Annotated in this window: 22 protein-coding genes; 9 read left to right on the top strand and 13 right to left on the bottom strand. The window is 73.2% G+C overall.

All coding sequences use genetic code 11. From position 1 onward, the window contains the following. Window positions 1-49 precede the first annotated feature (49 nt). The 5 genes from ACFVYS_RS26385 to ACFVYS_RS26405 form a co-directional block, all read right to left on the bottom strand. Window positions 50-3,037 (bottom strand): ATP-binding protein, encoded by a 2,988-nt coding sequence (locus ACFVYS_RS26385; RefSeq protein ID WP_389505813.1) that lies wholly within the window; start codon window positions 3,035-3,037, stop codon window positions 50-52. 143 nt (window positions 3,038-3,180) lie between these two features. Beyond that, window positions 3,181-3,534: a UBP-type zinc finger domain-containing protein gene (locus ACFVYS_RS26390; protein ID WP_389505815.1), complete on the bottom strand. Its 354-nt coding sequence runs from the start codon at window positions 3,532-3,534 to the stop codon at window positions 3,181-3,183. Next, on the bottom strand, window positions 3,531-5,006 hold the full coding sequence (locus ACFVYS_RS26395; RefSeq protein WP_389505817.1) for an ATP-binding protein: 1,476 nt from the start codon (window positions 5,004-5,006) through the stop codon (window positions 3,531-3,533). Before ACFVYS_RS26395 ends, ACFVYS_RS26390 begins: the two co-directional genes overlap by 4 nt. Further along, a complete protein-coding gene (locus ACFVYS_RS26400; RefSeq protein WP_389505819.1) occupies window positions 5,003-6,679 on the bottom strand; it encodes an FAD-dependent oxidoreductase in 1,677 nt (558 codons plus the stop codon). The genes ACFVYS_RS26395 and ACFVYS_RS26400 overlap by 4 nt, the downstream gene beginning before the upstream one ends. A 146-nt stretch (window positions 6,680-6,825) precedes the next feature. Further along, window positions 6,826-7,182, bottom strand: a complete 357-nt coding sequence (locus ACFVYS_RS26405; protein WP_389505821.1) for a VOC family protein — start codon at window positions 7,180-7,182, stop codon at window positions 6,826-6,828. A 61-nt stretch (window positions 7,183-7,243) separates the two neighbouring features. Between ACFVYS_RS26405 and ACFVYS_RS26410 the strand changes: the two genes are divergently transcribed. Continuing rightward, on the top strand, window positions 7,244-8,116 hold the full coding sequence (locus ACFVYS_RS26410) for a universal stress protein (RefSeq protein WP_389505823.1): 873 nt from the start codon (window positions 7,244-7,246) through the stop codon (window positions 8,114-8,116). Window position 8,117: 1 nt separating this feature from the next. Here the strand turns inward: ACFVYS_RS26410 and ACFVYS_RS26415 are convergent, their stop codons facing one another. The 4 genes from ACFVYS_RS26415 to ACFVYS_RS26430 form a co-directional block, all read right to left on the bottom strand. Further along, window positions 8,118-9,353 (bottom strand): DUF4032 domain-containing protein, encoded by a 1,236-nt coding sequence (locus ACFVYS_RS26415; protein WP_389505825.1) that lies wholly within the window; start codon window positions 9,351-9,353, stop codon window positions 8,118-8,120. Between the two features lie 9 nt (window positions 9,354-9,362). Next, window positions 9,363-10,112 (bottom strand): MBL fold metallo-hydrolase, encoded by a 750-nt coding sequence (locus ACFVYS_RS26420; RefSeq protein WP_389505827.1) that lies wholly within the window; start codon window positions 10,110-10,112, stop codon window positions 9,363-9,365. Window positions 10,113-10,162: 50 nt separating this feature from the next. Further along, complete coding sequence (locus ACFVYS_RS26425) at window positions 10,163-10,369, bottom strand: hypothetical protein (RefSeq protein WP_389505829.1); 207 nt, start codon at window positions 10,367-10,369, stop codon at window positions 10,163-10,165. Between the two features lie 101 nt (window positions 10,370-10,470). Further along, window positions 10,471-11,100 carry an alpha-ketoglutarate-dependent dioxygenase AlkB gene (locus ACFVYS_RS26430; protein ID WP_389505831.1) on the bottom strand — a complete coding sequence of 210 codons (630 nt, stop codon included), beginning with the start codon at window positions 11,098-11,100 and terminating at the stop codon, window positions 10,471-10,473. A 139-nt stretch (window positions 11,101-11,239) separates the two neighbouring features. Between ACFVYS_RS26430 and ACFVYS_RS26435 the strand changes: the two genes are divergently transcribed. Then, a complete protein-coding gene (locus tag ACFVYS_RS26435; RefSeq protein ID WP_389505833.1) occupies window positions 11,240-11,896 on the top strand; it encodes a TetR/AcrR family transcriptional regulator in 657 nt (218 codons plus the stop codon). Window positions 11,897-11,924: 28 nt separating this feature from the next. Continuing rightward, on the top strand, window positions 11,925-13,598 hold the full coding sequence (locus ACFVYS_RS26440; RefSeq protein ID WP_389505835.1) for an FAD-binding dehydrogenase: 1,674 nt from the start codon (window positions 11,925-11,927) through the stop codon (window positions 13,596-13,598). A 109-nt stretch (window positions 13,599-13,707) separates the two neighbouring features. Here ACFVYS_RS26440 and ACFVYS_RS26445 read toward each other — a convergent pair whose 3' ends face one another. Then, window positions 13,708-14,067, bottom strand: coding sequence for a DUF488 domain-containing protein (locus ACFVYS_RS26445; RefSeq protein WP_389505837.1), 360 nt, complete (start codon window positions 14,065-14,067; stop codon window positions 13,708-13,710). Between the two features lie 163 nt (window positions 14,068-14,230). Between ACFVYS_RS26445 and ACFVYS_RS26450 the strand changes: the two genes are divergently transcribed. The 4 genes from ACFVYS_RS26450 to ACFVYS_RS26465 are packed head-to-tail and all read left to right on the top strand — an operon-like array spanning window position 14,231 to window position 19,030. Continuing rightward, on the top strand, window positions 14,231-15,649 hold the full coding sequence (locus ACFVYS_RS26450) for a M1 family metallopeptidase (RefSeq protein ID WP_389505839.1): 1,419 nt from the start codon (window positions 14,231-14,233) through the stop codon (window positions 15,647-15,649). Between the two features lie 59 nt (window positions 15,650-15,708). Further along, the gene (locus ACFVYS_RS26455) at window positions 15,709-16,458 is read left to right on the top strand and encodes a hypothetical protein (protein ID WP_389505841.1); all 750 of its coding nucleotides are present in this window, start codon (window positions 15,709-15,711) and stop codon (window positions 16,456-16,458) included. Window positions 16,459-16,475: 17 nt separating this feature from the next. Continuing rightward, complete coding sequence (locus ACFVYS_RS26460) at window positions 16,476-17,174, top strand: response regulator (protein ID WP_389505843.1); 699 nt, start codon at window positions 16,476-16,478, stop codon at window positions 17,172-17,174. Next, window positions 17,171-19,030 (top strand): sensor histidine kinase, encoded by a 1,860-nt coding sequence (locus ACFVYS_RS26465; protein ID WP_389505845.1) that lies wholly within the window; start codon window positions 17,171-17,173, stop codon window positions 19,028-19,030. Before ACFVYS_RS26460 ends, ACFVYS_RS26465 begins: the two co-directional genes overlap by 4 nt. A gap of 316 nt (window positions 19,031-19,346) precedes the next feature. Here the strand turns inward: ACFVYS_RS26465 and ACFVYS_RS26470 are convergent, their stop codons facing one another. Both ACFVYS_RS26470 and ACFVYS_RS26475 read right to left on the bottom strand, forming a co-directional pair. Continuing rightward, window positions 19,347-19,598 carry a WhiB family transcriptional regulator gene (locus ACFVYS_RS26470; protein WP_389505847.1) on the bottom strand — a complete coding sequence of 84 codons (252 nt, stop codon included), beginning with the start codon at window positions 19,596-19,598 and terminating at the stop codon, window positions 19,347-19,349. Between the two features lie 103 nt (window positions 19,599-19,701). After that, complete coding sequence (locus tag ACFVYS_RS26475) at window positions 19,702-20,919, bottom strand: saccharopine dehydrogenase family protein (protein WP_389505849.1); 1,218 nt, start codon at window positions 20,917-20,919, stop codon at window positions 19,702-19,704. A gap of 220 nt (window positions 20,920-21,139) precedes the next feature. Here ACFVYS_RS26475 and ACFVYS_RS26480 point away from each other — a divergent pair, with 220 nt between their 5' ends. Beyond that, on the top strand, window positions 21,140-21,847 hold the full coding sequence (locus tag ACFVYS_RS26480) for a TetR/AcrR family transcriptional regulator (protein WP_389505851.1): 708 nt from the start codon (window positions 21,140-21,142) through the stop codon (window positions 21,845-21,847). A 31-nt stretch (window positions 21,848-21,878) separates the two neighbouring features. On the opposite strand, the gene ACFVYS_RS26485 is transcribed toward ACFVYS_RS26480, so the two are convergent. Then, window positions 21,879-22,781 carry a LysR family transcriptional regulator ArgP gene (locus ACFVYS_RS26485; protein ID WP_389505853.1) on the bottom strand — a complete coding sequence of 301 codons (903 nt, stop codon included), beginning with the start codon at window positions 22,779-22,781 and terminating at the stop codon, window positions 21,879-21,881. A 77-nt stretch (window positions 22,782-22,858) separates the two neighbouring features. On the opposite strand from ACFVYS_RS26485, the gene ACFVYS_RS26490 reads away from it, so the two are divergent. Next, window positions 22,859-23,473 carry a LysE/ArgO family amino acid transporter gene (locus tag ACFVYS_RS26490; protein ID WP_389505855.1) on the top strand — a complete coding sequence of 205 codons (615 nt, stop codon included), beginning with the start codon at window positions 22,859-22,861 and terminating at the stop codon, window positions 23,471-23,473. Window positions 23,474-23,537: the final 64 nt, after the last annotated feature.

The raw sequence follows: 23,537 nt of genomic DNA on the forward strand, positions 1-23,537 counted from the left end.
CCGTAGTCCTGTGATCACCGCACCGTTGGCTGATGTCACCGCACCGGGATCAGCCCGACGCGCCGAGCTCCGGTTCGAGCAGCCGCTCGCGGTAGGCGATCGCCACGGCCTCCGTACGGCTCGCCGCGCTCAGCTTGGCGAGGATGTTGGAGACATGGACGCTCGCCGTCTTGCCGCTGATGAACAGCTCCTCGCCGATCTGCCGGTTGCTCCGGCCGAGCGCGAGCAGCCGCAGGACATCCCGCTCCCGGGCCGTCAGGGCGACCGGACCGCCCCGCGCGGCGGGCCCGGCGTCCGTGAGGCGTCCACGCCGGAGCAGGTCGTCCGCCCGCTCCAGCAGGGGTGTGGCGCCAAGCCGTACGGCGGTCTCCCGGGCGGCGCGGGCCTCGGTCGCCGCGTCCTCGCGCCGGCCGGCGGCCAGCAGGGTCTGCGCGTACCGCAGTCGGCACCGGGCGAGTTCGTAGGCGTCGCCGTAGCCGAACGCCGCCACCGTCCTCTCCCAGGCCGCCGGGTCGGGCCCGGTGGTGGCCCAGACCCACTCGGCCTCCGCGCGGGCCAGCCAGGCGCGCCCCTCCGGACCCTGCGGCAGGCCCGTCGCGCCCCGCAGGGCCACCGACCGGGCCGGTTCCAGGAGTTCCGTCGCGATCGCCGACCAGCGGTCGGCCGCCGCCTCGTCCCCGCCGAGCCGCGCCTTGGCCGCCGCCTCGGCGACCGCCGTGAGGGCGAGCGCGGTGAGCCGGACCGTGACGTCCGGGAGCATGCCCGCCTCGTCCGTGAGAGCCTCGACCGAGGACCGCAGCCGGGCCACCGCCGCCTCGGCGTCACCGCTCAGTACCGCCGCGTCGGTCAGCACGATGCCCGCGACGAGCGCCGCCATCCAGTCGAAGCGCCCCTCGATCAGGGTCCGGGCCCGGTCGACGACGCCCCTGTCACCGCGTGCCAGGCCCACGTACAGGGCAGGCCCCACCGCGAATCCACCCGACGCGGGCAGCACCGCCAGGTCGGTCGTCGCCGTCCGCAGACACTCGTCCCAGCGGCCCAGCGTGTAGAGCACCAGCAGCTGGAGGTACCGCATCTCCAGCGGATACGGCGAGGACAGCAGCCCCGCCCGGCGGGCCCGGTCCAGGCCCTCGGCCAGCCAGGGCAGGCACTCCGCCAGCTCCCCGGCCTCGAAGGCGCCGATGGCCAGGGTGAACAGGGCCCGCATCTCCACCGGCGCGTTGCCGCCGCGCCGGGCCAGTTCCCGCGCCTCCGTCAGCCGCGCGCGGCCCTCGGCGGAGCGGCGGCCGTCGCCCTCGAGGTTGGCCAGCGAGACCAGGAGGTCGGCACGCGCGTCCGTCAGATCGAGTTCCTCGGCGGCGCGCAGCGCCTGGTGCGCGACGCGCAGGGCGCTGTCGAATTCACCGACCTGACGGGCCGCCAGCACATGCGTGGCGGCGGCCCACACCCAGGTCGGCGTCGGCGGCTCGGCGGGGATCATCGCCAACGCCTCGCTGCTGTAGGCGAACGCGGCCGTCAGACTGTCGACGCCCATGAGCGTGCCGGCCAGTGTGTACCGCACCCGGGCGGCGAGTTCGGAGTCGGCGTCCTGGCCGACGCCCGCGAGCGCGGCCCGGGTCAGGGAGACCGCGCGGTGCGCCTCCCCGGCGTGCGCGGCCGCCGCCGAGGCGCGCAGCATCAGTGTGACCCGGTCGGCCGCCTCGCCCGACGGTAGGGCTGTCGCGGGCACCGACTCCCACAGGTCGAGCAGGGCCTCCAGATGACGCAGTTCCTCGGCGGGCGCGCCGACCCGCCGGGCGTGGTCGGCGGCCTCCAGCGAGGCGGCGAGGGCCTCACCCAGGTCATGGCTCTCGCGATAGTGGTGGGCGCGCTCCGCCGCCGTCTCGGCCCGGTGGCCCCGGCCGGCCAGCAGAGCGGCGAACGCGCCGTGCAGCCGCGACCGTTCGCCCGGCAGCAGATCGGCGTACACCGCCTCGCGGGCGAGGGCGTGCCGGAAGGCGTACGCGCCGTCGTCGCCCGCGACCAGGAGCTGGTGGCCGATGGCCTCCCGCAGCGCCGACTCCAGCTCGTCCTCCGGCAGTCCCACCGCGTCCCGCAGCAGGTCGTGCTCCACCCGCCGGCCGGCGACGGCGGCGGTCCGCAGTACCTGCTGGGCGGTGTCGGGGAGTTGCTCGACGCGGATGAGGAGGAGGTCGGCCAGCCCGCTGGGCATTCCGCCGGCCTCCGTGTCCGTGGCCGCGAGCAACTCCTCGGCGTAGAAGGCGTTGCCCTCCGCGCGCTCCACGATCCGGCGCACCGTGGCGTCCGGCAGCGGCCGGCCCTCCAGGGCACGCAGCAACCGGGTCACCTCGGCGTCCGCCAGCGGGCGCAGCTCCAGCCGGTCCACGGCCGGCAGCCGCACCAGCTCCGCCAGCAGCGGGCGCAGCGGGTGCCGGCGGTGCAGGTCGTCCGCCCGGTAGGAGGCCAGTACCGCCAGCCGGTGACCGGAGCCGTTGCCGGTGGACCGCTGGAGGAAACCCCGGCTGAGCAGGAAGCGCAGCAGGTCCCGGGAGGACTGGTCGGCCCAGTGCAGATCCTCCAGGACGAGGAGCAGCGGTGTGACGTCCGACAGGTCGGCGAGCAGCGCCGCCATCCCCTCGAACAGCCTCAGCCGCCCTTCTCCGCTGCCGGACCGCGCGGCGGGACCCGCTTGGTCGGCGTCCGTGCCCGCGCCGAGCAGCCGGTCGACCAGGGGGTGCGCGGCGAGGACGGCGGCGAACCGCTCGTCGGCGGCGAGCAGGCCGAGGATCTCGGTGAACGGCAGATAGGGCAGCCCCACGTCACCGAGGTCGACGCAGTGCCCGGTGAGCACGGTCATGCCGGAGCGGGCCGCCCGCGCGGCGACCTCGTCCAGGACCCGGGTCTTGCCCACGCCGGCGTCCCCGGCGATCAGCACCGCGCGCGACTCACCGCCCCGGGCGCCTTCGAGCACGCCGGAGAGCCGGGCGAGCTCCTCTTCCCGGCCGATGAACGGGGTGGCGAACACGGTCTGCGACACGACCCCATCCTGGCACGCGCCACCGACAACGCGGCCCGCGACCAGGAACGGAGCCCTGCCGGGACGATGCCAGGAGCCCTAGCGGGACACTCCCGGGAGCCCTTCCGGTCCGCTCTCGACGGGCCGGGCCCGACGGCCCGCTCTCAACGGTGCAGTGACCGCGCCCAGTCCTCGGGCACCCGCCCGGCCGGGCCCGGCACGGGCTGGTCCGCGGGGTGACCGGTCGGAGGGGCGAGCTCGGGCCCGGACTCGTACAGCTCGTCGGTGGAGTAGTCCCAGAACCACTCCTCGCCCGGCTCGAAACTGCGCACCAGGGGATGCCCGGTCGCCTTGTAGTGCGCGGTGGCGTGCTGCGCGGGGGAGGAGTCGCAGCAGCCGACATGGCCACAGGTCGCGCAGCGCCGCAGGTGGAACCACCAGCCGCCCGCCGCGTCGCAGTCCACGCAGCCGGCGCTGCTGGGCGGAACGGTCGGGTCGATCGCGTCCACGTCGGTCATGCGGGCTCCTCGGCGGTCTCGGGGTCGGGTGCACTCTCGGGGTCGGGGGCGGTCAGCGGCAGCAGCACCTGGAAGCGGGTGTCGCCCGGCACGGACTCCACATGGAGGTTGCCGTGGTGCTTGTTGACGACGATCCGCCAGGAGATGTCCAGGCCGAGCCCGGTGCCCTCGCCCACCGGCTTGGTGGTGAAGAAGGGGTCGAAGATGCGGCCCCGGACGTCCGGCGGGATGCCGGGGCCCGTGTCGCGGAACTCCACCAGCAGCCGGTCGCCCTCACGTGCCGTCCGCACGGTCAACGTGCCTTCGCCGCCCGCGCTGTTCACGGCGAAGACGGCGTTGTCGACGAGGTTCGTCCACACCTGGTTGAGCTCCGCCGGGTAGGCCGGGATCGCCGGGAGGGCACGGTCGTAGTCCTTGACGACCTCGATGCGCTGCCCGATCTTGCCCGACAGCATCAGCAGGGTGCTGTCGAGGAGTTCGTGCACGTCGACGACCCGGTAGGGGGCGCGGTCGAGCTGCGAGTACTGCTTGGCGGCGTCGACCAGGTGCGAGATGCGGTTGGTGGAGTCGTCGATCTCGTCCATCAACAGCTCGGTCTCGACCGTGTAGTTGAGCCACCCCATCGCGCTCGGCAGGATCTCCTCGTCGACGGCGGCCGCGATCTGCTCCAGCCAGTCCACGTCCAGCCCGGCCTGCACGAAGGTCGGCGCGATCCGCCAGCCCTCCTGGATGCCGTGGTCGTCGAGCCAGTCGGTGAGGTCGTCCTCCCGGTCGGAGGCCTCCAGTGGGCTCAACACCGGTGCTTTCGCGACCAGTTCGGCCGTGCGCTCCTGGATCTCGATCAACCGGGCCAGCGCCTCCGGGTCGTAGGCTCCGGACGCGATGACGGCCAGCTTGTGCCGCATCTTCGCCACCCGCTCCCGCAGCGTCGCGGTGGCCCGCACGGCCGCCGCGGCCGGGTTGTTGAGCTCATGGGTGAGACCCGCCGACAACGAGCCCAGGGCCAGCAGCCGTTCCCGCTGCCCGACGGCCCGCTGGGTGTTCTTCGAGCCGAAGAACAGCCCCTCCAGCAGGTGCGCCGCCATCGGGAACCACTCCCGCATGATCGCCGAGAACGACTCGGCGGGCAGCACGAAGAACCGCGTCGGCTCGGTCACCCGCATCGAGTTGTTGTAGACCTGCGGCACCTGGTCCCCCAGGTAGGCCTGCATGGCCCCGGCGTACACCCCGCGCTGGGAGGTGCGGCTCACCTCGATGTCGTCCCCGCCGACCCGGCGGTACAGCACGACCGAGCCCTCGACCATCACGTAGAAGCAGGTCGCCGGGTCGCCCTCGGTGTACACCGGACCGGGCTCGAACCTCTCCACCCGGCCCTCGCTGCACAGCCGTCCGAGCTGTTCGGGGGAGAGCTTCTCGAACAGGAACAGCGAGCTGATCTCGGTCGGGCTGCACGGCATCACCTGCCCGCTCATGACTGCTCCAGGTACCGGTGGACGAGCATCACGGCCATGGCTCCCTCTCCTACGGCGGACGCGACGCGCTTCGCGGACTCGGCGCGCGCGTCGCCCGCCACGAACACGCCGGGAATACTGGTCTCCAGGTGGTACGGCGGCCGGTCCAGCGCCCAGTCCGCCGGCGGCCGCCCGTCCGGAGTGAGGTCGGGCCCGGCGAGGATGAACCCACGCTCGTCGCGCAGCACCGTGCCGTCCAGCCAGCCGGTCAGCGGGGCAGCGCCGATGAACACAAACATCCACTGCGCGTCGACGAGTTCGGTCTCGCCGGTCGTCACGTCCCGCAGTGTCAGCTGCTCCAGGCGGCCGTCCCCGTGCGCGGCCTCGACGACCGTGCCGGGGCGCACGGAGATGTTGGGCGACTCGTCGATCTGCTGGATCAGGTAGTACGACATCGACGCCGCCAGGGACTCCCCGCGCACCAGCAGCGTGACGGACTTGGCGCCTCTCGCCAGGTACATGGCCGCCTGGCCGGCCGAGTTGGCGCCGCCCACGATGTAGACGTCCTGCCCCTGGCAGGAGGCCGCCTCGGTGAGCGCCGCCCCGTAGAACACCCCGCAGCCGGTCAGGTCGTCGCAGCCCGGCGCCGCCAGCTGCCGGTACGACACACCCGTCGCGAGGATCACGCTGTGCGCGGCCACCGCCGAGCCGTCCGAGAACCGCACGACGCGCGCGGAGCCGTTGACCTCGAGCCCGGTCACCTCGCGCGCGGTGAGGATCTCGGCGCCGAACTTGGTGGCCTGCCGCCGGGCCCGGTCGGTGAGCTGGGCCCCGGACACGCCGTCCGGGAAGCCGAGGTAGTTCTCGATACGGGAGCTCTGCCCCGCCTGGCCACCGGTCGCGGACCGCTCCACCAGCACCGTGCGCAGGCCCTCGGAGGCCCCGTACACCGCCGCGCCGAGCCCGGCCGGGCCGCCGCCGATCACCACCAGGTCGTAGAACTCGGCCGTCGGCGTCGTCGCCAGCCCCACGTGGGCGGCCAGTTCGGGCGCGTCCGGCTCGACCAGGGGCGTGCCGTCCGCGGTGACCACCAGCGGCAGCCGCTGCCCGTCGACTCCGGCCGCGGCCAGCAGCCGCTGTCCCTCCGGCTCGTCGGCGGAGTACCAGCGGTACGGCACCTGGTTGCGGGCCAGGAACTCCCGCACCTCCGAGGACCGCGCCGACCAGCGGTGCCCGACCACCTTCGTGGCGGGCACGGGCCGGAAGTCGCTGGACCGCCAGGCGTCCAGCAGATCGTCCAGGACGGGGTAGAGCTTCTCCTCCGGCGGGTCCCACGGCTTGAGCAGGTAGTGGTCGAGGTCGACGACGTTGATCGCGTCGATCGCCGCGCTCGTGTCGGCGTACGCGGTGAGCAGCACGCGACGGGCGCCCGGATACACGTCCAGGGCCTGTTCGAGGAACTCGATGCCGTTCATCTGGGGCATCCGGTAGTCGGCGAGGATGACGGCCACCAGGTCGCCACGGAGTTTCAGCTCGCGCAGCGCCTCCAGCGCGGACTCCCCGGACTCGGCGCGCACGATCCGGTACGCGCCGCCGTAACGGCGCCGCAGGTCACGGGCGACGGCACGGGAGACCCCCGGGTCGTCGTCCACGGTCAGGATGACGGTCCGCGCCGAATCAGCGGCCTGTGCCATACGTCTCCCACCCCGAGAGGGTCGTCACTCACGGCGGCACGGCGAAGCCCGCGCGCCGGCTCCGCCCATCGTATGTTCGATCGCACCGGTCCGCTCCGGGATACCCGCGGACCGTGCGCTCTGAGATCAGGACCGGGCGCACGCGGTCAGGACGGCCGCCGCGCCCCCAGCACGCAGAACTCGTTGCCCTCGGGGTCGACCAGCGTCACCCAGGGCTGCTCGCCCTGACCGATGTCGGTGTGACGGGCGCCCAGGGACAGCAGGCGGGTCACCTCGGCGTGCTGGTCGTCGGGGCGGAAGTCCAGGTGGAGCCGGTTCTTGACCGTCTTGCCCTCCGGGACGGGCACGAAGATCAGGCCCGGCAGCCGGTCTCGCTCCGGTCGGATCTCGTACTCGTCGGACGCGTCGCCGACCACGACCCAGCCGAGGGCGGCGGCCCACCAGCGCCCCAGCGCCACCGGGTCGGCCGAGTCGATGACCACTTGCTCCCACTCCAGTGCCATGGGCGAAGCGTAGTGAAGACTGGGCCCGACGGATGTGATCACGACACGAGGAGGCGGCGGGATGACGGTCCCGATCACGGCAGGGGTCGACGGGACGGACGAGAGCCTCGCGGCGCTCGCCTGGGCGGCCCGCGAGGCCGTCCGGCGCGACCTGGAACTGCGGGTGGTGCACGCCTGGCGGTTCCAGCCGAACGCGGCGGCCGACGTGGCCGACCGGGACGCCCAGGAGCAGTGGGTGCGGGACGCCGTGCGGCAGGCGGTCGCGACGGTGGCCGAGCGGCACCCGGCGCTCGAAGTCACCGTCGACGTCCGGGAGGGCAATCCGATAGGGACGCTCGTCGCCGCGGCGGCGGACGCGGAACTGCTGGTGCTCGGCTCGCGCGGGCACGGGCCGGTGGTCGGGTTCCTGCTGGGCTCGGTCGGCCAGCAGGTGATCGCCGAGGCCGCGCGCCCGGTCGTGCTGGTCCGCGCCGGTGACGAGGCGTCGTCCGAGGTGGCCGGCCACGAGATCGTCGTCGGCCAGCACGGCGAGCCCGAGGACAGCGCCCCCGCGCTGCGCTTCGCGTTCGAGACGGCGGCCGCCCGGGGCGCGGGCGTCCGTGCGGTACGGGCCTGGACGCTCCCGCCGGTGTTCGCCTACAGCCCCGGCTCGCTCAAGCTCGCCGACGACGCCGGCGGCCTGGAGCCGTACGAGAAGAAGGCGCTGGCCGAGGCCCTGGAACCGTGGCGGGAGCGGTTCCCCGACGTGCCGGTGGTGGAGCACGTGGAGATGGGCAGCGCCGGGCAGGTGCTGCTGTCGGTGTCCGGGCGGGCGCAGCTGATGGTGGTCGGCCGCCGCGCCCACCGCACGGCCGTGGGCGCCCGGATCGGCTCGGTGGCGCACGGCGTCCTGCACCACGCGGACTGCCCGGTCGCCGTCGTGCCCCACGAGTGACTCACTCAGGGATCGTCGGCTCCAGGGTCTCCCGTGCCTTGGGCAGGATCTTGTTGATGTAGTCCTCGACCGCCGTGCCGAGCCCGATGTCGTGCTGCGCGTGCTCCGAGAGGTACCAGCGGTGTTCGAGGAGCTCGTGGTAGATCTCCGCCGCATCCATGGCGCCGCGCAGCTCGAGGGGGACCGCGCGCACGGTGGGCCGGAAGACGTCCCGCACCCAGCGGTGCGCGAGCACCTCGGGGCGGGCGGCGAGGGGGTCGCCCGGGGCGTAGTCGTCCTGGGTGGCCATCCAGCTCTCGAGGTCGTTCAGCAGCCGCCGGGCCTGGTTCTCCTCGGTGTCCAGGCCGGTGAGGCGCAGCAGCTGGCGCTGGTGATGGCCCGCGTCGACGACCTTGGGCACGAAGGTGACCGTGTCGCCGTTGGAGGAGTGCTCGATCTGCATCTCGGCGACGTCGAAACCGAGCTCGTTGAGCCGGCGGATCCGGCGCTCGATGTAGTGGTACTTGCCCGCCGGGTAGACCGAGGTACGGGTCAGTTCCTGCCACAGCGCCCCGTAGCGGGCGCAGATCTCCGTGCCGAACTCGATCGGGTCCACCGAGGGGTGCAGTGCCCCGGACGCCTCCAGGTCGAGCAGCTCGCCGCTGATGTTGACGCGGGCGAGGTCGAGGTCGTAGTCGCGCTGGCCGGGGCTCAGCCGGGGGTGCAGGTCGCCGGTCTCGGCGTCGACGAGATAGGCGGCGTAGGCGCCCGCGTCCCGTCGGAACAGCGTGTTGGACAGCGAGCAGTCGCCCCACGCGAACCCGGCCAGATGCAGCCGCACCAGCAGCACCGCGAGGGCGTCCATGAGCCGGTGCATGGTCGCCGGGCGCATGGTCGTCTCGAACATCGAGCGGTACGGCATCGATCCGCCGAGATGCCGGGTGACCAGCACCGACTCCAGCGGGGTGCCGCCCTCGTCGGCGCGGCCGGTGACCACGGCCAGCGGGTCGACGGCGGGGATGGCGAGCCGGTCCAGGTCGCGCAGCAGCTCGTACTCGCGCAGCGCGGGGCGCTCGGCGAGCTCCTTGACGGCGATCACCTCGTCGCCGGCCTGGGCGTAGCGCACCACGTGGCGGGAGATGCCGCGCGGCAGCGGGACGAGGACCTCCTCGGGCCACTCCTCCAGGGGCAGGTGCCAGGGCAGCTCCAGCAGGAGTGCCGGATGCTCCGGGTTGGTGGCGCTGATCTGCAAAGCCATGGCCTGACCTTAGACGGCGCGTTCGCGGGCCTGCTCGGCCGCCGCCTTCACGGACCCCTGGTGCAGCGGGCCGTGTCCGGGCAGCAGCAGGTCGGCCGGGAGCCCTTCGATCACGCGCAGGGACTCCACCGCGCGGGCGCGCTCGTGGTGGAACATGTCCGGCAGCAGCTGCGGCCCCTCCAGCCGGGAGGTCGGATGGCCGCTGACCAGGGCGTCGCCGGAGATGACCACGCCCGCTTCCGGAAGGTGGAAGACGGCGTGGCCGCTGGTGTGGCCGGGGGTGTGCACCGGGACGGGCCGGCCGGGCAGGTCGAGCGGGCCGCCGGCGCCGGGGAACGCCTCGGGCGCGGTGACCGGGTGCTGCTCGGTGCCGCCGGAGCGCAGCGCGTGCACCATCCACGGCAGGACGCCGGGCCGCCAGGCGTTCCTCAGCACCTCGCCCACGCTCACCTGCTGAAGGAACTCCCTTCGGGCGTGCGGTACTTCGGCCTCGTGCAGATACACCGGGGTGCCGAACTCCGAGCGCAGGTGCTCGGCGGAGCCCAGGTGGTCGTTGTGGGCGTGGGTGATCAGCACGGCCGTGACCGCCTCCGGTGAACTGCCCACGGAGGCGAGGGAGTCCAGGACCAGCTGCCGGTCTCCCGGGTAGCCGGTGTCGATCAGGGTGACGGCGTCCCCCTCGGTGAGGATCACCCAGTTGGTGTTGCTGCCGTGCACCAGGTAGGTGCCGTCCGCCACTTGCCGTACGTCTGCCCGCATGGCCGTCCCGTGTCCTGGAGATCCGTCGTCGACGGGGACAGCAAAGCAGATCACCGGAGGTGAGTGGATGGTGGGGTTCCGCGCATGCCGAACAGGAATCTCGTCACCCGCGTCCGGCGCACCCCGTACTCGTACACCAGCAGGATCACCGTCAGTGAAGCGGCCACGATCGTTCCGTACTTGGCGACGATCGGCGTCGGCCGGCCGACCACGCCGTAGGCGAAGGCGACGACCACCGGCTGGTGGAGCACGTACAACGGCAGCGCGGGACCGCGAGATACCCCAGGACCCGGCCGGGCGGCCGGCGGTGCGGCCGGGGCCGGTCCAGCAGTCCCAGGATCGCACCGTCGGCTCCGTTTCAGCGCACCCCGCTCGGGCGGAACTGGACGCTGATGCGCGGCCCGGCGGCGCGGGTGGACTTGGGCACGCAGTGCTCCCAGGTCCGCTGGCAGGAGCCGCCCATCACGATCAGATCGCCGTGTCCCAGCGGGCGCCGTACCGTCTCGCCCCCGCGCGCCGGGCGCAGCAGCAGGTCGCGCGGGGAGCCCACCGAGAGGATCGCGACCATGGTGTCCTCCCGGGCGCCGCGGCCGATCCGGTCGCCGTGCCAGGCGACGCTGTCCCGGCCGTCGCGGTAGTGGCACAGGCCGGCGGTGACGAAGGGCTCGCCCAGCTCCTCGGCGTAGTGCGCGGACAGCGCCCGGCGCGCCTCGGTGAGCACCGGGTGGGGCAGCTCGTCACCGGCTCCGTAGAACGCCAGCAGGCGCGGGACGTCGATGACGTTGTCGTACATCTTCCGGCGCTCGGCACGCCAGGGAACCCCGGTCGCCAGCTCTTCGAACAGGGTGTCCGAGCCGGTGAGCCAGCCCGGCAGCACGTCGATCCAGGCGCCCGCGCCGAGCGTGGTCCGGCGGATCCCGGCGAGGGGGCCGAGGCGCAGTTCCTCGGTCTGGTCGAAGAGGGAGCCCTGGAGGTGGTGCGCGGTCATGGTCCCATCGTACGCCTTAATCGAAAGTATGTTCCCTTCGGTGGTCGCATGCGGGAGCGGAGGGGGCGCGGCTTTTTTCGAGAGACCTTTCGATACATCGGTGTATCGGATACATTCCCGTATCGAACGGAGGTCCGAGATGGCGGCGAAGCAGACCGAACAGACGGCTGAGCCGTCCGAACGGAGGACCGGGCGCGTCACCCGGCGCCGGGTCCGCACCCGGGCCAAGCTGCTCGACGCCGCCTTCGAGGTGTTCGCCGCCAAGGGCTTCGGGCGGGTCTCCATCGAGGAGGTCTGCGAGGCCGCCGGCTACAGCAGGGGCGCCTTCTACTCCAACTTCGACAGCCTGGACGAGCTGTTCTTCGCCCTCTACCGGCAACGTGCCGACCTGATCGCCGAGCAGGTGTCCGGGGCCCTCGCCCTCGACGGCCCCGACCTCGACGTGCCCGCCGCCGTCGACCGGGTCACCGAGGTGCTCCTCCTCGACCTGGACTGGCTCCTGGTGAAGACGGACTTCCTGGTGCACGCCGCGCGCGCCCCGGACGTCGCGCAGACCCTGCTGGAACACCGGGCGCGGCTGCGGCGGGCGATCGCCGAGCGGCTCGCCCGCGCCCAGGGACTCGCCGAACTCCCGGCCGTGCTCGGAGACGTCGACAGCGCGGCGCACGCCGTGGTCGCGGCCTACGACGGCGTCACCGCCCAACTGCTGCTGGACAAGGACGTCGAGGGTGCTCGTGTCTGGCTGAAGCAACTGCTCACCGCGCTGCTGACCGACGGCAGCGGCACCCCGGAATGACATCCTCAGGAGAAAGGCAGCGGACGCCATGGACGCGGACGTCATCGTCGTCGGAGCGGGCCTCGCGGGCCTGGTCGCGGCGCACGAACTCACCAGCAGGGGCCGGCGGGTCGCCCTGGTCGACCAGGAGAACGCCGCCAACCTCGGCGGCCAGGCGTTCTGGTCCTTCGGCGGGCTCTTCCTCGTCGACTCCCCGGAACAGCGCCGCCTCGGCATCAAGGACTCGTTCGACCTCGCCTGGAGCGACTGGCAGGGCAGCGCGCAGTTCGACCGCGCCGACGACGAGGACTCCTGGGCGGTGCGCTGGGCGCGCGCCTACGTCGAGTTCGCGGCGGGGGAGAAGCGGTCCTGGCTCGCCGGGCACGGGATCTCCTTCGTGCCGACCGTCGGCTGGGCGGAGCGCGGTGATCTGCGCGCCGACGGACACGGCAACTCCGTGCCCCGCTTCCACGTCGCCTGGGGCACCGGCACGGGCGTCGTCGAGCCGTTCGTGCGGTACGCCAAGCAGGCGGCGAAGGACGGGCTGCTGACCTTCTACCACCGGCACCAGGTGGACGAGCTGGTCCTGGACGGCGGCGCCGCCCGCGGGGTGCGCGGCACGGTCCTCGCCCCCGACGACAGCGCGCGAGGCGTCGCCTCCGGCCGCGACCGCATCGGCGACTTCGAGCTGACCGCCCAGGCCGTGGTCGTCACCAGCGGCGGCATCGGCGCCAACCACGAGATCGTGCGGCGCTACTGGCCCGAGCGGCTGGGCACGCCGCCCGCCGAGATGGTCACCGGCGTCCCCGCCTACGTCGACGGCCGGATGCTCGACATCAGCGCCGAGGCCGGCGTCCGGCTGGTCAACCGCGACCGCATGTGGCACTACACCGAGGGCATCCAGAACTGGGACCCGATCTGGCCCGGCCACGGCATCCGCATCCTGCCCGGCCCGTCCTCCCTGTGGTTCGACGCCCTCGGCCGCCGTCTGCCCGACCCGTGTCTGCCGGGCTACGACACCCTCAACACGCTCAAGCACCTGCGGACGACCGAGGACATCGCCGGGCACGACCACTCCTGGTTCATCCTCACCCGCAAGATCGTCGAGAAGGAGTTCGCGCTCTCGGGCTCCGAGCAGAACCCCGACATCACCGCCAAGGACCGCAAGGCCGTCCTGCGCGACCGGCTGCTCGGCAAGGGCGCCCCGGCGCCGGTGCAGGCGTTCCTCGACCGGGGCGCGGACTTCGTCATCGCCGACACCCTCGACAAGCTCGTCGAGAAGATGAACGGGCTGACGGGCAAGGCGCTGCTCGACGTCGACACCCTGCGCCGCCAGATCCAGGCCCGCGACCTCCAGATGGCCAACCCGTACGCCAAGGACTCCCAGGTCCAGGGGATCCGCAACGCGCGGCGCTACATCGGCGACCGGCTCGGCCGCGTCGCCACCCCGCACCGTGTCCTGGACCCCGAGGCGGGTCCGCTCATCGCCGTCAAGCTGCACGTCCTGACCCGCAAGACCCTCGGCGGCATCCAGACCGACCTCGACTCGCGCGCCCTGGGCGCCGACGGACAGCCGGTCGAGGGCCTGTACGCGGCGGGCGAGGTGGCCGGCTTCGGCGGCGGTGGCGTGCACGGCTACAACGCCCTGGAAGGCACCTTCCTCGGCGGCTGCCTCTTCTCCGGACGGGCCGCAGGCCGGGCCGCGGCCCAGCAGACGGGCTGAGGGAGGACCTGCCGGGGACGGCCCGGAAGAGGGACCGATTGGCAGGCCGGCTGTCGGCCGACGGGCGGGCTGACGGGCGGCCGACGGACGGGCCGGCCGTCCCGGGCCGTCAGTGCTGGTCCGCCTCCAGCAGGCGGACCAGCACTGACGTATGGCTCTGCTCCGGGGACTTCGCGGACGTCAGCAGCGTCACCGGCCCTTCGCGGACCGACGCACGCAACCGGTCGAGGAGTCCGGCCGCCTCGGGGTCGGTCAGCTCCGCCTCGTAGCGGCGCGCGAACTCCTCGTACGACCCCTCGCCCGCGTGGTACCAGCGGCGCAGCTCGGTGGAGGGGGTGAGGCCCTTGGGCCACTCGTCCACGCGGGCCGCGTCCTTGGACACCCCGCGCGGCCACAGCCGGTCGACCAGGACCCGCACCCCGTCGTCGGGCTCGGGCGGGTCGTAGACACGACGCACGCGGACACTCATGGGCGGGCCGTCCGTCCGTCATCGGGTGGGCAGGTCCTGCCGAGCGTAGGCCCCGGACGCCCGCCGACACCGCTCGGCTTGACCTGAATGAGGGGGAAGCCCGGGGCGCCCAGTCCCTAGTCTGAGGACGTTTGATCACACGCCACCCCCCCCAGGAGCGCACGTGACACACCCTCGCAGACGCGCCACCACCCTCCTGCGCCGCGAAACCGTCGCCGTCACCGTCCCCGTCGCCCTGGCGGCGCTGCTCGCGGCGGCCGGACCCGCCACCGCGGCCGGACCGGCGGGCACCGCAGGCGTCGGCGACCCCTACTTCCCGCTAGCCGGCAACGGCGGCTACCACGTGACCCACTACGACCTGACCCTCCGCTACGACCCGGGCAGCCGGCACCTCGACGGCACGGCGGTTCTCACCGCCCGCGCCACCCAGCGGCTGACCCGCTTCGACCTCGACTTCCAGGGGCTGAAGGTCACCGGCCTCACCGTCGACCACGTCAAGGCCGCCCACCGGCGCGACGGCCAGGAACTCGTCGTCACCCCGCGGCGCGCCCTGCGCAAGGGCGAACGGTTCCAGGTCACCGTCGCCTACCACGGCACCCCCGGCCCGGTCACCGACCCCGACGGCTCCCTCGACGGCTGGATCCCCACCGACGACGGGGCCTTCGTCGCCGGCGAACCGCAGGGCGCCATGACCTGGTTCCCGGCCAACAACCATCCCCTCGACAAGTCCTCCTACGACTTCACGATCACCGTCCCCGAGGACCGCGCCGCCGTCGCCAACGGCGTCCTCCTCGGCCGGCGCACCACCCACGGCAGGACCACCTTCCGCTGGCGCCAGATCGAGCCCATGGCCGCCTACCTCGCCACCGCCACCGTGGGAAAGTTCCAGGTCAAGCAGTACACGACCCGCGACGGCCTCAAGGTCTACGACGCCGTCGACCCGCGTGAGGCCGCGGCCGCCGCGCCCGTCATCGCGCGGCTGCCCTCCGTGCTGGAGTGGGAGAGCGGGCTGTTCGGGCCCTACCCGTTCCGCGCCGCCGGCTCGATCGTCGACCACGCCCCGGACGTCGGCTACGCCCTGGAGACCCAGTCGCGGCCCGTGTACGACCGGGCCCCCGACCTGAGCACCCTCGTCCACGAGAGCGCCCACCAGTGGTTCGGCGACTCCGTCTCGCTCACCTCCTGGAAGGACATCTGGCTCAACGAGGGCTTCGCCACCTACGCCGAGTGGCTCTACGCCGAGCAGCACGGCGGCAGCACCGCCCAGAAGACCTTCGACGCCCTGTACGCGCGCCCCGCCACCGACGGCCTGTGGGCGTTCCCGCCCGGCGACCCCGGCAGCGGCGCGAACATCTTCGACACCCCCGTCTACGCCCGCGGCGCCATGACCCTGCACGCCCTGCGCACCACCGTCGGAGACCGCGCCTTCTTCCGCGTCCTGCGCGCATGGGCCGCCGAGCACCGCTACGGCCACGGCACCACCGCCCGGTTCGAACGGCTCGCGGAACGGGAGTCCGGGCAGGACCTCGGCGCGCTGTTCCGGACCTGGCTGTACGGCCGGGGCAAGCCCGCCACGCCGTAGCGCCCGAACCGGCCCCGGAACCTGACGAGTTCCACACACCCGTCGGAGAAGGTCGAGGGATGATCACCCTTCGCCGCCGGGCCGCGCTGCTCGCCGCCTCCCTCCTGCTCACCGGATGCGGCGGCGGCGCCGCGGCCACATCGGAGCACCGGCCCGCCACCACCACCGACACACCGGAGACGTCCGGCACACCCGTCCCCGCGATCTCCGTCGAGGCGGCACCGCAGCGGATACCCGGCTTGGGGACGAAGACAGGGGCCGCCGTGCCGCAGGACGCGGCTCAGGTGGTCGTGGTGACCGGCCGGGGCCGCGACTCCCCGCTCTCCACGGTGGTTCTGTACCGGCGGACCGCGGCGGGCTGGCAGGCGGGGAGGAGCTGGCCCGCGCACAACGCGCTGCGCGGCTGGAGCGACCACCACCTGGGTGGCGACCTGCGCTCGCCCATCGGCGTCTACGGCCTCACCGACGCCGGCGGGCTGCTGCGCGACCCCGGCACCCGCCTCTCCTATGACCACGGCGTCGGCTTCACCTCGCCCGGCACCGGATTCGAGGGCGAACCGCTGCAGGGCTCCTTCGACTACGTGATCGCGATCGACTACAACCGCGAGCCCGGCACCTCGCCCCTCGACTGGACCCGCCCTCTCGGCGCGAAACGCGGCGGCGGAATCTGGCTGCACGTCGACCACGGCGGCCCCACCCACGGCTGCGTGAGCATCGCCGAGGAGCACCTGAAGGAGCTGCTCCTCGTCCTGGACCCCGCCCTGCACCCCGTGGTCGTCATGGGCGACCATGCCTCTCTGGCCCGCTGAACGAACGGAGTTGTCGCGTGTGCGCTCATGTGCTGGTCGCCGAGGACGACGCGATGCAGGCCGAACTCATCCGCCGTTCGCTGCTCGCCGAGGGCCACACCGCCACCGTCGTGCACGACGGCGCGGCCGCGCTGGACGCGGTGCGGCGCAACCGGCCCGACCTCGTCGTGCTCGACCTCATGCTGCCGGTCGTCGACGGTTTCGGGGTGTGCCGGGTGCTGCGCCGCGACGACGACATCCCGGTGCTGATGCTGACCGCCCGGGCCGGCGAGGACGATGTGCTGCTCGGCCTGGAGCTGGGCGCCGACGACTACATGACCAAGCCCTACAGCCCGCGCGAGCTGATGGCCCGCATCCGTACCGTCCTGCGGCGCAGCGGGCGGGCCGAGGCAGACCGGCGGGACGATCCCGTCGTGCGGGCCGCAGGGCTCGCCGTCGATCCCCAGCGGCACGAGGTGCGCTGCGCCGGAGAGCCGGTGGAGTGCACACCGGCCGAGTTCCAGATACTGCTGGCCATGGCCGCCGAGCCCGAACGCGTCTTCTCCCGAAGGCAGTTGCTCCAGTGCACCCGCGGGTTCGACCGGGCCTCGACGGAACGGGCGATCGACGTGCACATCATGAACCTGCGCCGGAAGATCGAGGCCGACCCGCGCAGACCCGTGCGGCTGCTGACGGTGTTCGGTGTCGGCTACAAGCTCAGCGGCGGCCACGCGTGAACCGCACCCGCACCCGCATACCGCTGCGCAAGCGTCTGCTGGTCCGTCTGCTGATCGCGACCGTCCTGATCGCCGTGTGCTCGGTGGCCGCCACCGCCTGGCTCGCCGTCACCACGACCACCCGCGCGCTGCGGGAGGAACAGGGCCAGGCCCTCGCCGACGACATGGACATCCTCGCGCGGCTCAGCGGCTATGCCGCCACCCACCCCGACTGGACGGGCGTCGAGGCGATGGTCCGTGAGCTGTCCGCGCGCACCGGCCGGCGCATCGCCCTGACCACCGCCGACCGCAGGCCCCTGGCCGACTCCGCGCCGCGCGGCACCTCCCTGCCGCCGAGTGCCGCCGCCACCGTCGACCCGCTGCGCACCGACACCTACAGCGAGCCGGGCGCGCAGCTGAGCGGTACCGACCCGCGCGTGGTGGGCCCCTACCGGCTCACCGCGCTCGAACGCACGAAGCTCGACGCCGGCGCCCGCGCGCGGCAACGCTGCCTCTCCCGCTACGGCGTCGACACGACCGTCACGCACACCCCGAGCGGGCGCCCGGTGGTCACCGCCTCGGACTCCACCGCCGTCTCCGGATACGCCTTCGACGAGTGCGGGGACGGGCAGTTCGGCCCGCTCGCGCCCACGGAGGAGAAGGCCCTGACCGCCCTTCAGGGTCGGGCCGGCAGCTGCCTGACCCGGGCGGGACTGGACCCCGAGATCCCCCTGCTGTTCGGCACGGGCCTGCCCGGCGCGTCCGGCCGCGCCCCGACCCTGGCGCCCGTGTTCGCCAAGGTGGTGGGCGGCAGCGACAGGAACGGCAAGGCGGCCCTGCGCGCGGCCCAGACCTGCTTCGAGACCGCCCGGCGCGCCCAGCTCGACCCGTACGTCGCCCCGGTCGCCGAGCTGTTCCTCGGCGTCGGGGACGACGGCCCGGCTCCGCGCTGGGTCATGTCCCCGGCCAACAAGGCGAAGGTGGTCGGCGCGGCCGGGCTGGTGCTGGCCGTCACCGTCGCCGTCACCGCCGTCGTCGCCACCCGGCTGGTCCGGCCCCTGCGCGCCCTGACCGAGGCCGCGCAGCAGCCCCCGGACCGGCACGCCCGTGTGCCCGTCACGACGCAGGACGAGACCGGGATCCTCGCGGAGGCCTTCAACGACCTGGCCGAACGCCGGGAGCGGCTGGAGGCCCAGCGCAAGGCCTTCGTCAGCGACGTGGCCCACGAACTGCGCAGCCCGCTCACCAACATCCGGGGGTGGCTGGAGGTGACCCGTGACGGTCTCGTGGAACCCGACACGGAACTGCTCGGCGCCCTGCACGAGGAGGCCCTGATCCTCCAGCGGGTCATCGACGATCTGCGCGACCTCGCGGCCGCCGACGCGGGCACCCTGCGTCTGCACCGCGAACCGGTGCCCGCCGACGACCTGCTGGCCCAGGTGGCCGCCGCACACCGGGTCGCCGCCGACGCGGCCGGAGTGCGCCTGCGCACCGAGACCGAGGGTGCCCCTTGGTTGGACGCCGACCCGGTGCGGCTGCGGCAGGCGCTCGGCAATCTCGTCACCAACGCGGTGCGTCACACCCCGCCCGACGGCACGGTCACCCTGACCGCCCGCGGTGACGGCGAACGTGTCGTGCTGCAGGTCGCCGACACCGGGACGGGGATCGCCGCCGAGGATCTGCCGCTTGTCTTCGAGCGGTTCTGGCGGGCGGAGAAGTCACGCAGCCGCCGCACCGGCGGCAGCGGCCTGGGTCTGCCGATCGTCCGCCACCTGACGGTCGCCCACGGCGGTACGGCGCAGGCGACGAGCACCCCGGGCGCGGGCAGCGTCTTCACGCTGAGACTGCCCGCGGCGACGGCACCCGGAGACGGCTGAGACGGCACGACCGAGGTCGCCGCGGGCCTGGACCGAACCGGTGGACCGAGACGGTGCGGTGCGGCCGACAAGCTCCGGCAGGCAGCAGGCAGCAGGCAGCAGGCAGCAGGCAGCGGGCGGCCGCCCGCTGAGCCGGTCGAGGGGGACGGGCCTCGCCCTCTCGGGTGAGGCCCATGGCGCCGGACCGGCCGGTGAGCGGCCGGTCCCGGCACGGATCCATGGTCCTGCCGCTGCGTCAGGCCGCCCGGCCCCGGCCCCGGCTCTCCCGGCCCGTGGGCCCGCCCGGCCCGTGGGCCCGCCCGGCCCCCGGCACAGCTCACGAACTGCGTCGGGCGGCCCTGGCCCGCCGCTTGAGGGCGCGTCGTTCGTTCTCACTGGTGCCGCCCCAGACCCCGAGGGTCTGATCGGTCTCCATGGCCCACTCCAGACACTGCTCCAGCACGGGGCAGCGCCGACAGACCGCCTTCGCCTGCTCCGTCTGGAGCAGTGCCGGACCGGACGTACCGATCGGGAAGAAGAGGTCGGGGTCCTCGTTGCGGCACTCGGCATGCTCTCGCCAGTTGTCCATCGAAGTCACCTGCGATCTCGTCGTATGCGCTTTTCCGGATGAGTTGCTCCCGATCGGGTCACCGGAGGGACGCCGGTGAAACAGGATGGGCCCGGAAAAGCGTTCACTGCTCCCGCTGCCCCCACGGGGAGCCGTACGCCGTGAGGAGGTCGAGGAACGGACGGGGCGGGAACGCCTCGGGGCCCAGGACGCCCGCGCCGGACCACGCGCCCGTGGCGAGCAGTTCGAGGGCGATCACCGGGTTGACGGCGGTCTGCCACACCACGGCCTGGCTGCCGTACTCGGCCATGGACCACTGGTTGTCGACCACGTGGTACAGGTACACCTCGCGCGGCGCGCCGTCCTTCACGCCCCGCACCCAGGTGCCCGCGCAGGTCTTGCCGTGCATCAACTCGCCGAGCGTCGCCGGGTCGGGCAGACAGGCGGCCACCACGTCCCGGGGCGAGACGGACACCGGTCCCGACGCGCTCGGCACGGTCACCGGCGCGGTGCGGTCCAGCCCCAGCAGGTGCAGCGTCTTCAGGGTCTCGATGAACTCGTTGCCCAGGCCGTACTTGAAGGTGACCCGGCGCGCCTTCACCCAGCGCGGCACGAGCAGCACCTCCTCGTGCTCGACGTTCACGCACTCCACCGGCCCGATGCCGTCGGGGAAGTCGAACACCTCGGGCTCGCTGAACGGCGCGGTGGTGAACCAGCCCCGGTCGGCCTCGTAGACCACCGGGGGGTTGAGGCACTCCTCGATGGTGGTCCAGATGTTGAAGGAGGGCGCGAAGTCGTGGCCCTCGACGGTGAGGTTCGCGCCGTCGCGGATGCCGATCTCCTCGATCTCGTCGAAGAGTTCGTCGGCGGCGTACCGGGCGAAGACGTCCGACAGGCCCGGCTCGACCCCCATGCCGACCAGGGCCAGGGCGCCGGCCTCGGCCCACTCGTCGGCCTCGGCGAACTGCGCGTCGCCGAGCCGGACACCGCACTCCTCGTTCGGCCGGTCCGGGTGCGGCCGCGACAGCGACATCGCCATGTCGACATAGGTGGCCCCGGCGGTGCGCGCCGCGTGGAACAGCGGCATCACGAACCGCGGGTCGGTGGCGTTGAGCAGGACGTCGCAGCGGTGGTGGGCGAGCAGCTCGGCCACCGCCGCCTCGTCGCCGGCGTCGACGCGCTCGGCGTGGAAGCGGTCGTCGCCGTCGAGCGCGTCGACGGCGGCAGCGGCGCGGGCCGGGTCGTAGTCGGCGACCACCAGCGCCTCGAAGAACGGACGGCGGGCCGCGATCCGGGTGATGGCGGTGCCCACACCGCCGGCGCCCACGAGAAGGACACGCATGAACAGAACTCCCTCGGCTGAGAATGCGAACGAAGGTGAATCAACGTGAACGAGCTGAACGAAGGTGCACATGACTGAGCGAAGGTGCACAAGCTGAACGAAGGTATGCGAAAGCGTGCTGAGGGGCCCTGAGGCAGATACAACTCCGTGCGTCCACGTAAGGTCAATGGTGTTGGCATAAGCGCGCAGGCCCGCAGCACGGGCGAGGGGGCGAGGGACCGTGGCCAAGCAGGTCGTACCCGAGGAGAAGCGGCGCCGGCGCCGGCCCACGAGGAGCGGCATTGTGCTGTCCGAGCGGCTGATCGTCGAGGCCGCGCTGCACCTGCTGCGCGAGCACGGCAGCGCCGGCCTGTCCGCCCGCCGTCTCGGCATCGCCCTCGACTGCGACCCCAGCACCCTGTACCGGTACTTCCGGGGCATGGACGAGCTGACCCTGGCCATCGGCGACGCGCTGGTCGGCGAGGCGCTGCGCGGCTGGCGGCCGACGGGGGAGTGGCGCACGGACCTGCACACCGTCGGGCTGCGCATCCACGCCGCCTATGTCGCCCACCCGCAGGCCGCCCAGCTCACCGCGAGCCGGGTGACCGGCCGGGCCAACGAACTCGCCGCCGACGAGGCCGTCCTGGACGTACTGCGCACCGCGGGGTTCCCGCTGCCGGACACCGTGCGGATCTACCACGCCTTCATCGACCAGACGCTGGCCTTCGCCGCCCTGGACGCCGCCTCGCTGGCCCTGCCCCGGGCTGTGCAGCGCGCGGACGAAGCGGTCTGGCGGTCGACGTACGCCCGGCTGCCCGCCGAGACCCACCCCCGGATCGCCGAGGCGGCCCCGCTGCTGTCGACCCGCATGGTGACCAGCGCCTATCCGACGGCGCTGGAGATGCTGCTGGACAGTGCGCAGGCGACGCTGTCCGGGCTCAGTCCCTGAGGGCCTCGGCTCAGCTCCTGAGAGCCTCGGCTCACTTCCTGAGGGCTTCGGCCGCCGTCGCCGTCACCGCGTCCGCGACCACCGCCAGTGCCGGGGAGTCCAGCTTCCACTGCTGCCAGTACAGCGGGACGTCCAGCGGGTGTTCGGGGGCGAGGGAGACCAGCCGGCCGGAGCGCAGCAGCGGGCCGGCCTGCACCTCGGGCACCATGCCCCAGCCCAGGCCGGCGACCACGGCGGTCACGAATCCCTCCGAGGTCGGCACGGCCTGCCGTACCGTACTCGCGCCGCCGACGCCCCGGCGCAGCCCGCGCACGAACGCGTCCTGGAGGTCGTCGCTCCGGTCGAAGGTCATCACGGGCGCCCGGCCGAGGGTCTCGTGCAGCGGGCCGTCGCCCAGGTGACGGGAGACGAAGTCCGGCGTCGCGGCGGCCAGGTAGCGCATCGTGCCGAGGGTCCGCACGGTGCAGCCGGTGACGGCCTCGGGCGACGAGGTCACCGCGGCCATCACCAGCCCCTCCCGCAGGAGTTCCGCGGTGCGGGTCTCGTCCTCGCGGTGCAGTTCGAAGCAGAGCTGCGGCTCCCGCGGCACCCGGGTCAGGGCCGGCAGGAACCAGGTGGCGAGCGAGTCCGCGTTCACCGCGACCGTCACCCGGGCCGGCTCGCCCTCGCCGCTCATGCCCAGCTCGGACCGCGTGTCGCGCTCGAGCCGGGCCAGCTGGCGGGCGAACCGGACCACGATCTCGCCGGACTCCGTGGGTCGCACCGGCTTGGTGCGCAGCAGCAGCACCCGGCCCGTGCGCTGTTCCAGCGCCTTGACGCGCTGGCTGACCGCCGAAGGCGTCACATGCAGGGCGGCGGCGGCCGCGTCGAAGGTGCCCTCGTCCACCACCGCGAGCAGGGTGCGCACCTGGTCGAGCGGCAGGTCCGTCATCATCCGATCATCACGAGGGCTAATGATACGTAAGAATCTTTAGCTGTACGTACAGTGATCGCTTCCCTAGCGTGGACGTCATGTCCCCCACCCTCACCGCCGCGGCCGCCGGATTCGGCACCGGTCTGTCGCTCATCGTCGCCATCGGCGCCCAGAACGCGTTCGTCCTGCGTCAGGGCATCCGCCGTGACGCCGTCCTCGCCGTCGTCGGGATCTGCGCCCTGTCCGACGCCCTGCTCATCGCCCTGGGTGTGGGCGGGGTGGGCGCGTTGGTGGTGGCCTGGCCCGGGGCGCTGACCGCGGTCGGCTGGATCGGCGGTCTGTTCCTGCTCGGCTACGGGGCGCTGGCGGCCCGGCGGGCGTTCCGGCCCGCGGGTGCCCTGGCGGCCGAGGGGGAGAGTGCGGGCTCCCTGCGCCGCGCCGTGCTGACCTGTCTGGCGCTGACCTGGCTCAACCCGCACGTCTACCTCGACACGGTCTTCCTGCTCGGCTCCGTCGCCGCCGACCGCGGCCCGCTGCGCTGGACCTTCGGTCTCGGCGCCGCCTTCGCCAGCCTGTGCTGGTTCGCCGCGCTGGGCTTCGGCGCCCGGCTGCTCGGCCGGTACCTGACCCGGCCGGCCGCCTGGCGCGTCCTCGACGGTCTGGTCGCCGCCACGATGATCGCCCTCGGCGTGACGCTCGTCGCCGGGGCCTGACCCGCTGAGGGCTCGTCACCCACCGTCCGGAAGCTGAGATCCCGCGTCCACTCAGCGGTAAAAG

Origin of the sequence: Streptomyces sp. NPDC058295 (assembly GCF_042880655.1) — a bacterium.
GTDB classification, from domain to species: Bacteria; Actinomycetota; Actinomycetes; order Streptomycetales; family Streptomycetaceae; genus Streptomyces; species Streptomyces coriariae.

Coding starts and splice junctions, on each gene's coding strand:
- ACFVYS_RS26445 (WP_389505837.1), bottom strand. CDS start 14,067: ATGAGTGTCCGCGTGCGTCGTGTCTACGACCCGCCCGAGCCCGACGAC.
- ACFVYS_RS26420 (WP_389505827.1), bottom strand. CDS start 10,112: ATGCGGGCAGACGTACGGCAAGTGGCGGACGGCACCTACCTGGTGCAC.
- ACFVYS_RS26490 (WP_389505855.1), top strand. CDS start 22,859: ATGTCCCCCACCCTCACCGCCGCGGCCGCCGGATTCGGCACCGGTCTG.
- ACFVYS_RS26455 (WP_389505841.1), top strand. CDS start 15,709: ATGATCACCCTTCGCCGCCGGGCCGCGCTGCTCGCCGCCTCCCTCCTG.
- ACFVYS_RS26430 (WP_389505831.1), bottom strand. CDS start 11,100: ATGACCGCGCACCACCTCCAGGGCTCCCTCTTCGACCAGACCGAGGAA.
- ACFVYS_RS26475 (WP_389505849.1), bottom strand. CDS start 20,919: ATGCGTGTCCTTCTCGTGGGCGCCGGCGGTGTGGGCACCGCCATCACC.
- ACFVYS_RS26395 (WP_389505817.1), bottom strand. CDS start 5,006: ATGAGCGGGCAGGTGATGCCGTGCAGCCCGACCGAGATCAGCTCGCTG.
- ACFVYS_RS26405 (WP_389505821.1), bottom strand. CDS start 7,182: ATGGCACTGGAGTGGGAGCAAGTGGTCATCGACTCGGCCGACCCGGTG.
- ACFVYS_RS26390 (WP_389505815.1), bottom strand. CDS start 3,534: ATGACCGACGTGGACGCGATCGACCCGACCGTTCCGCCCAGCAGCGCC.
- ACFVYS_RS26485 (WP_389505853.1), bottom strand. CDS start 22,781: ATGATGACGGACCTGCCGCTCGACCAGGTGCGCACCCTGCTCGCGGTG.
- ACFVYS_RS26410 (WP_389505823.1), top strand. CDS start 7,244: ATGACGGTCCCGATCACGGCAGGGGTCGACGGGACGGACGAGAGCCTC.
- ACFVYS_RS26440 (WP_389505835.1), top strand. CDS start 11,925: ATGGACGCGGACGTCATCGTCGTCGGAGCGGGCCTCGCGGGCCTGGTC.
- ACFVYS_RS26470 (WP_389505847.1), bottom strand. CDS start 19,598: ATGGACAACTGGCGAGAGCATGCCGAGTGCCGCAACGAGGACCCCGAC.
- ACFVYS_RS26400 (WP_389505819.1), bottom strand. CDS start 6,679: ATGGCACAGGCCGCTGATTCGGCGCGGACCGTCATCCTGACCGTGGAC.
- ACFVYS_RS26415 (WP_389505825.1), bottom strand. CDS start 9,353: ATGGCTTTGCAGATCAGCGCCACCAACCCGGAGCATCCGGCACTCCTG.
- ACFVYS_RS26435 (WP_389505833.1), top strand. CDS start 11,240: ATGGCGGCGAAGCAGACCGAACAGACGGCTGAGCCGTCCGAACGGAGG.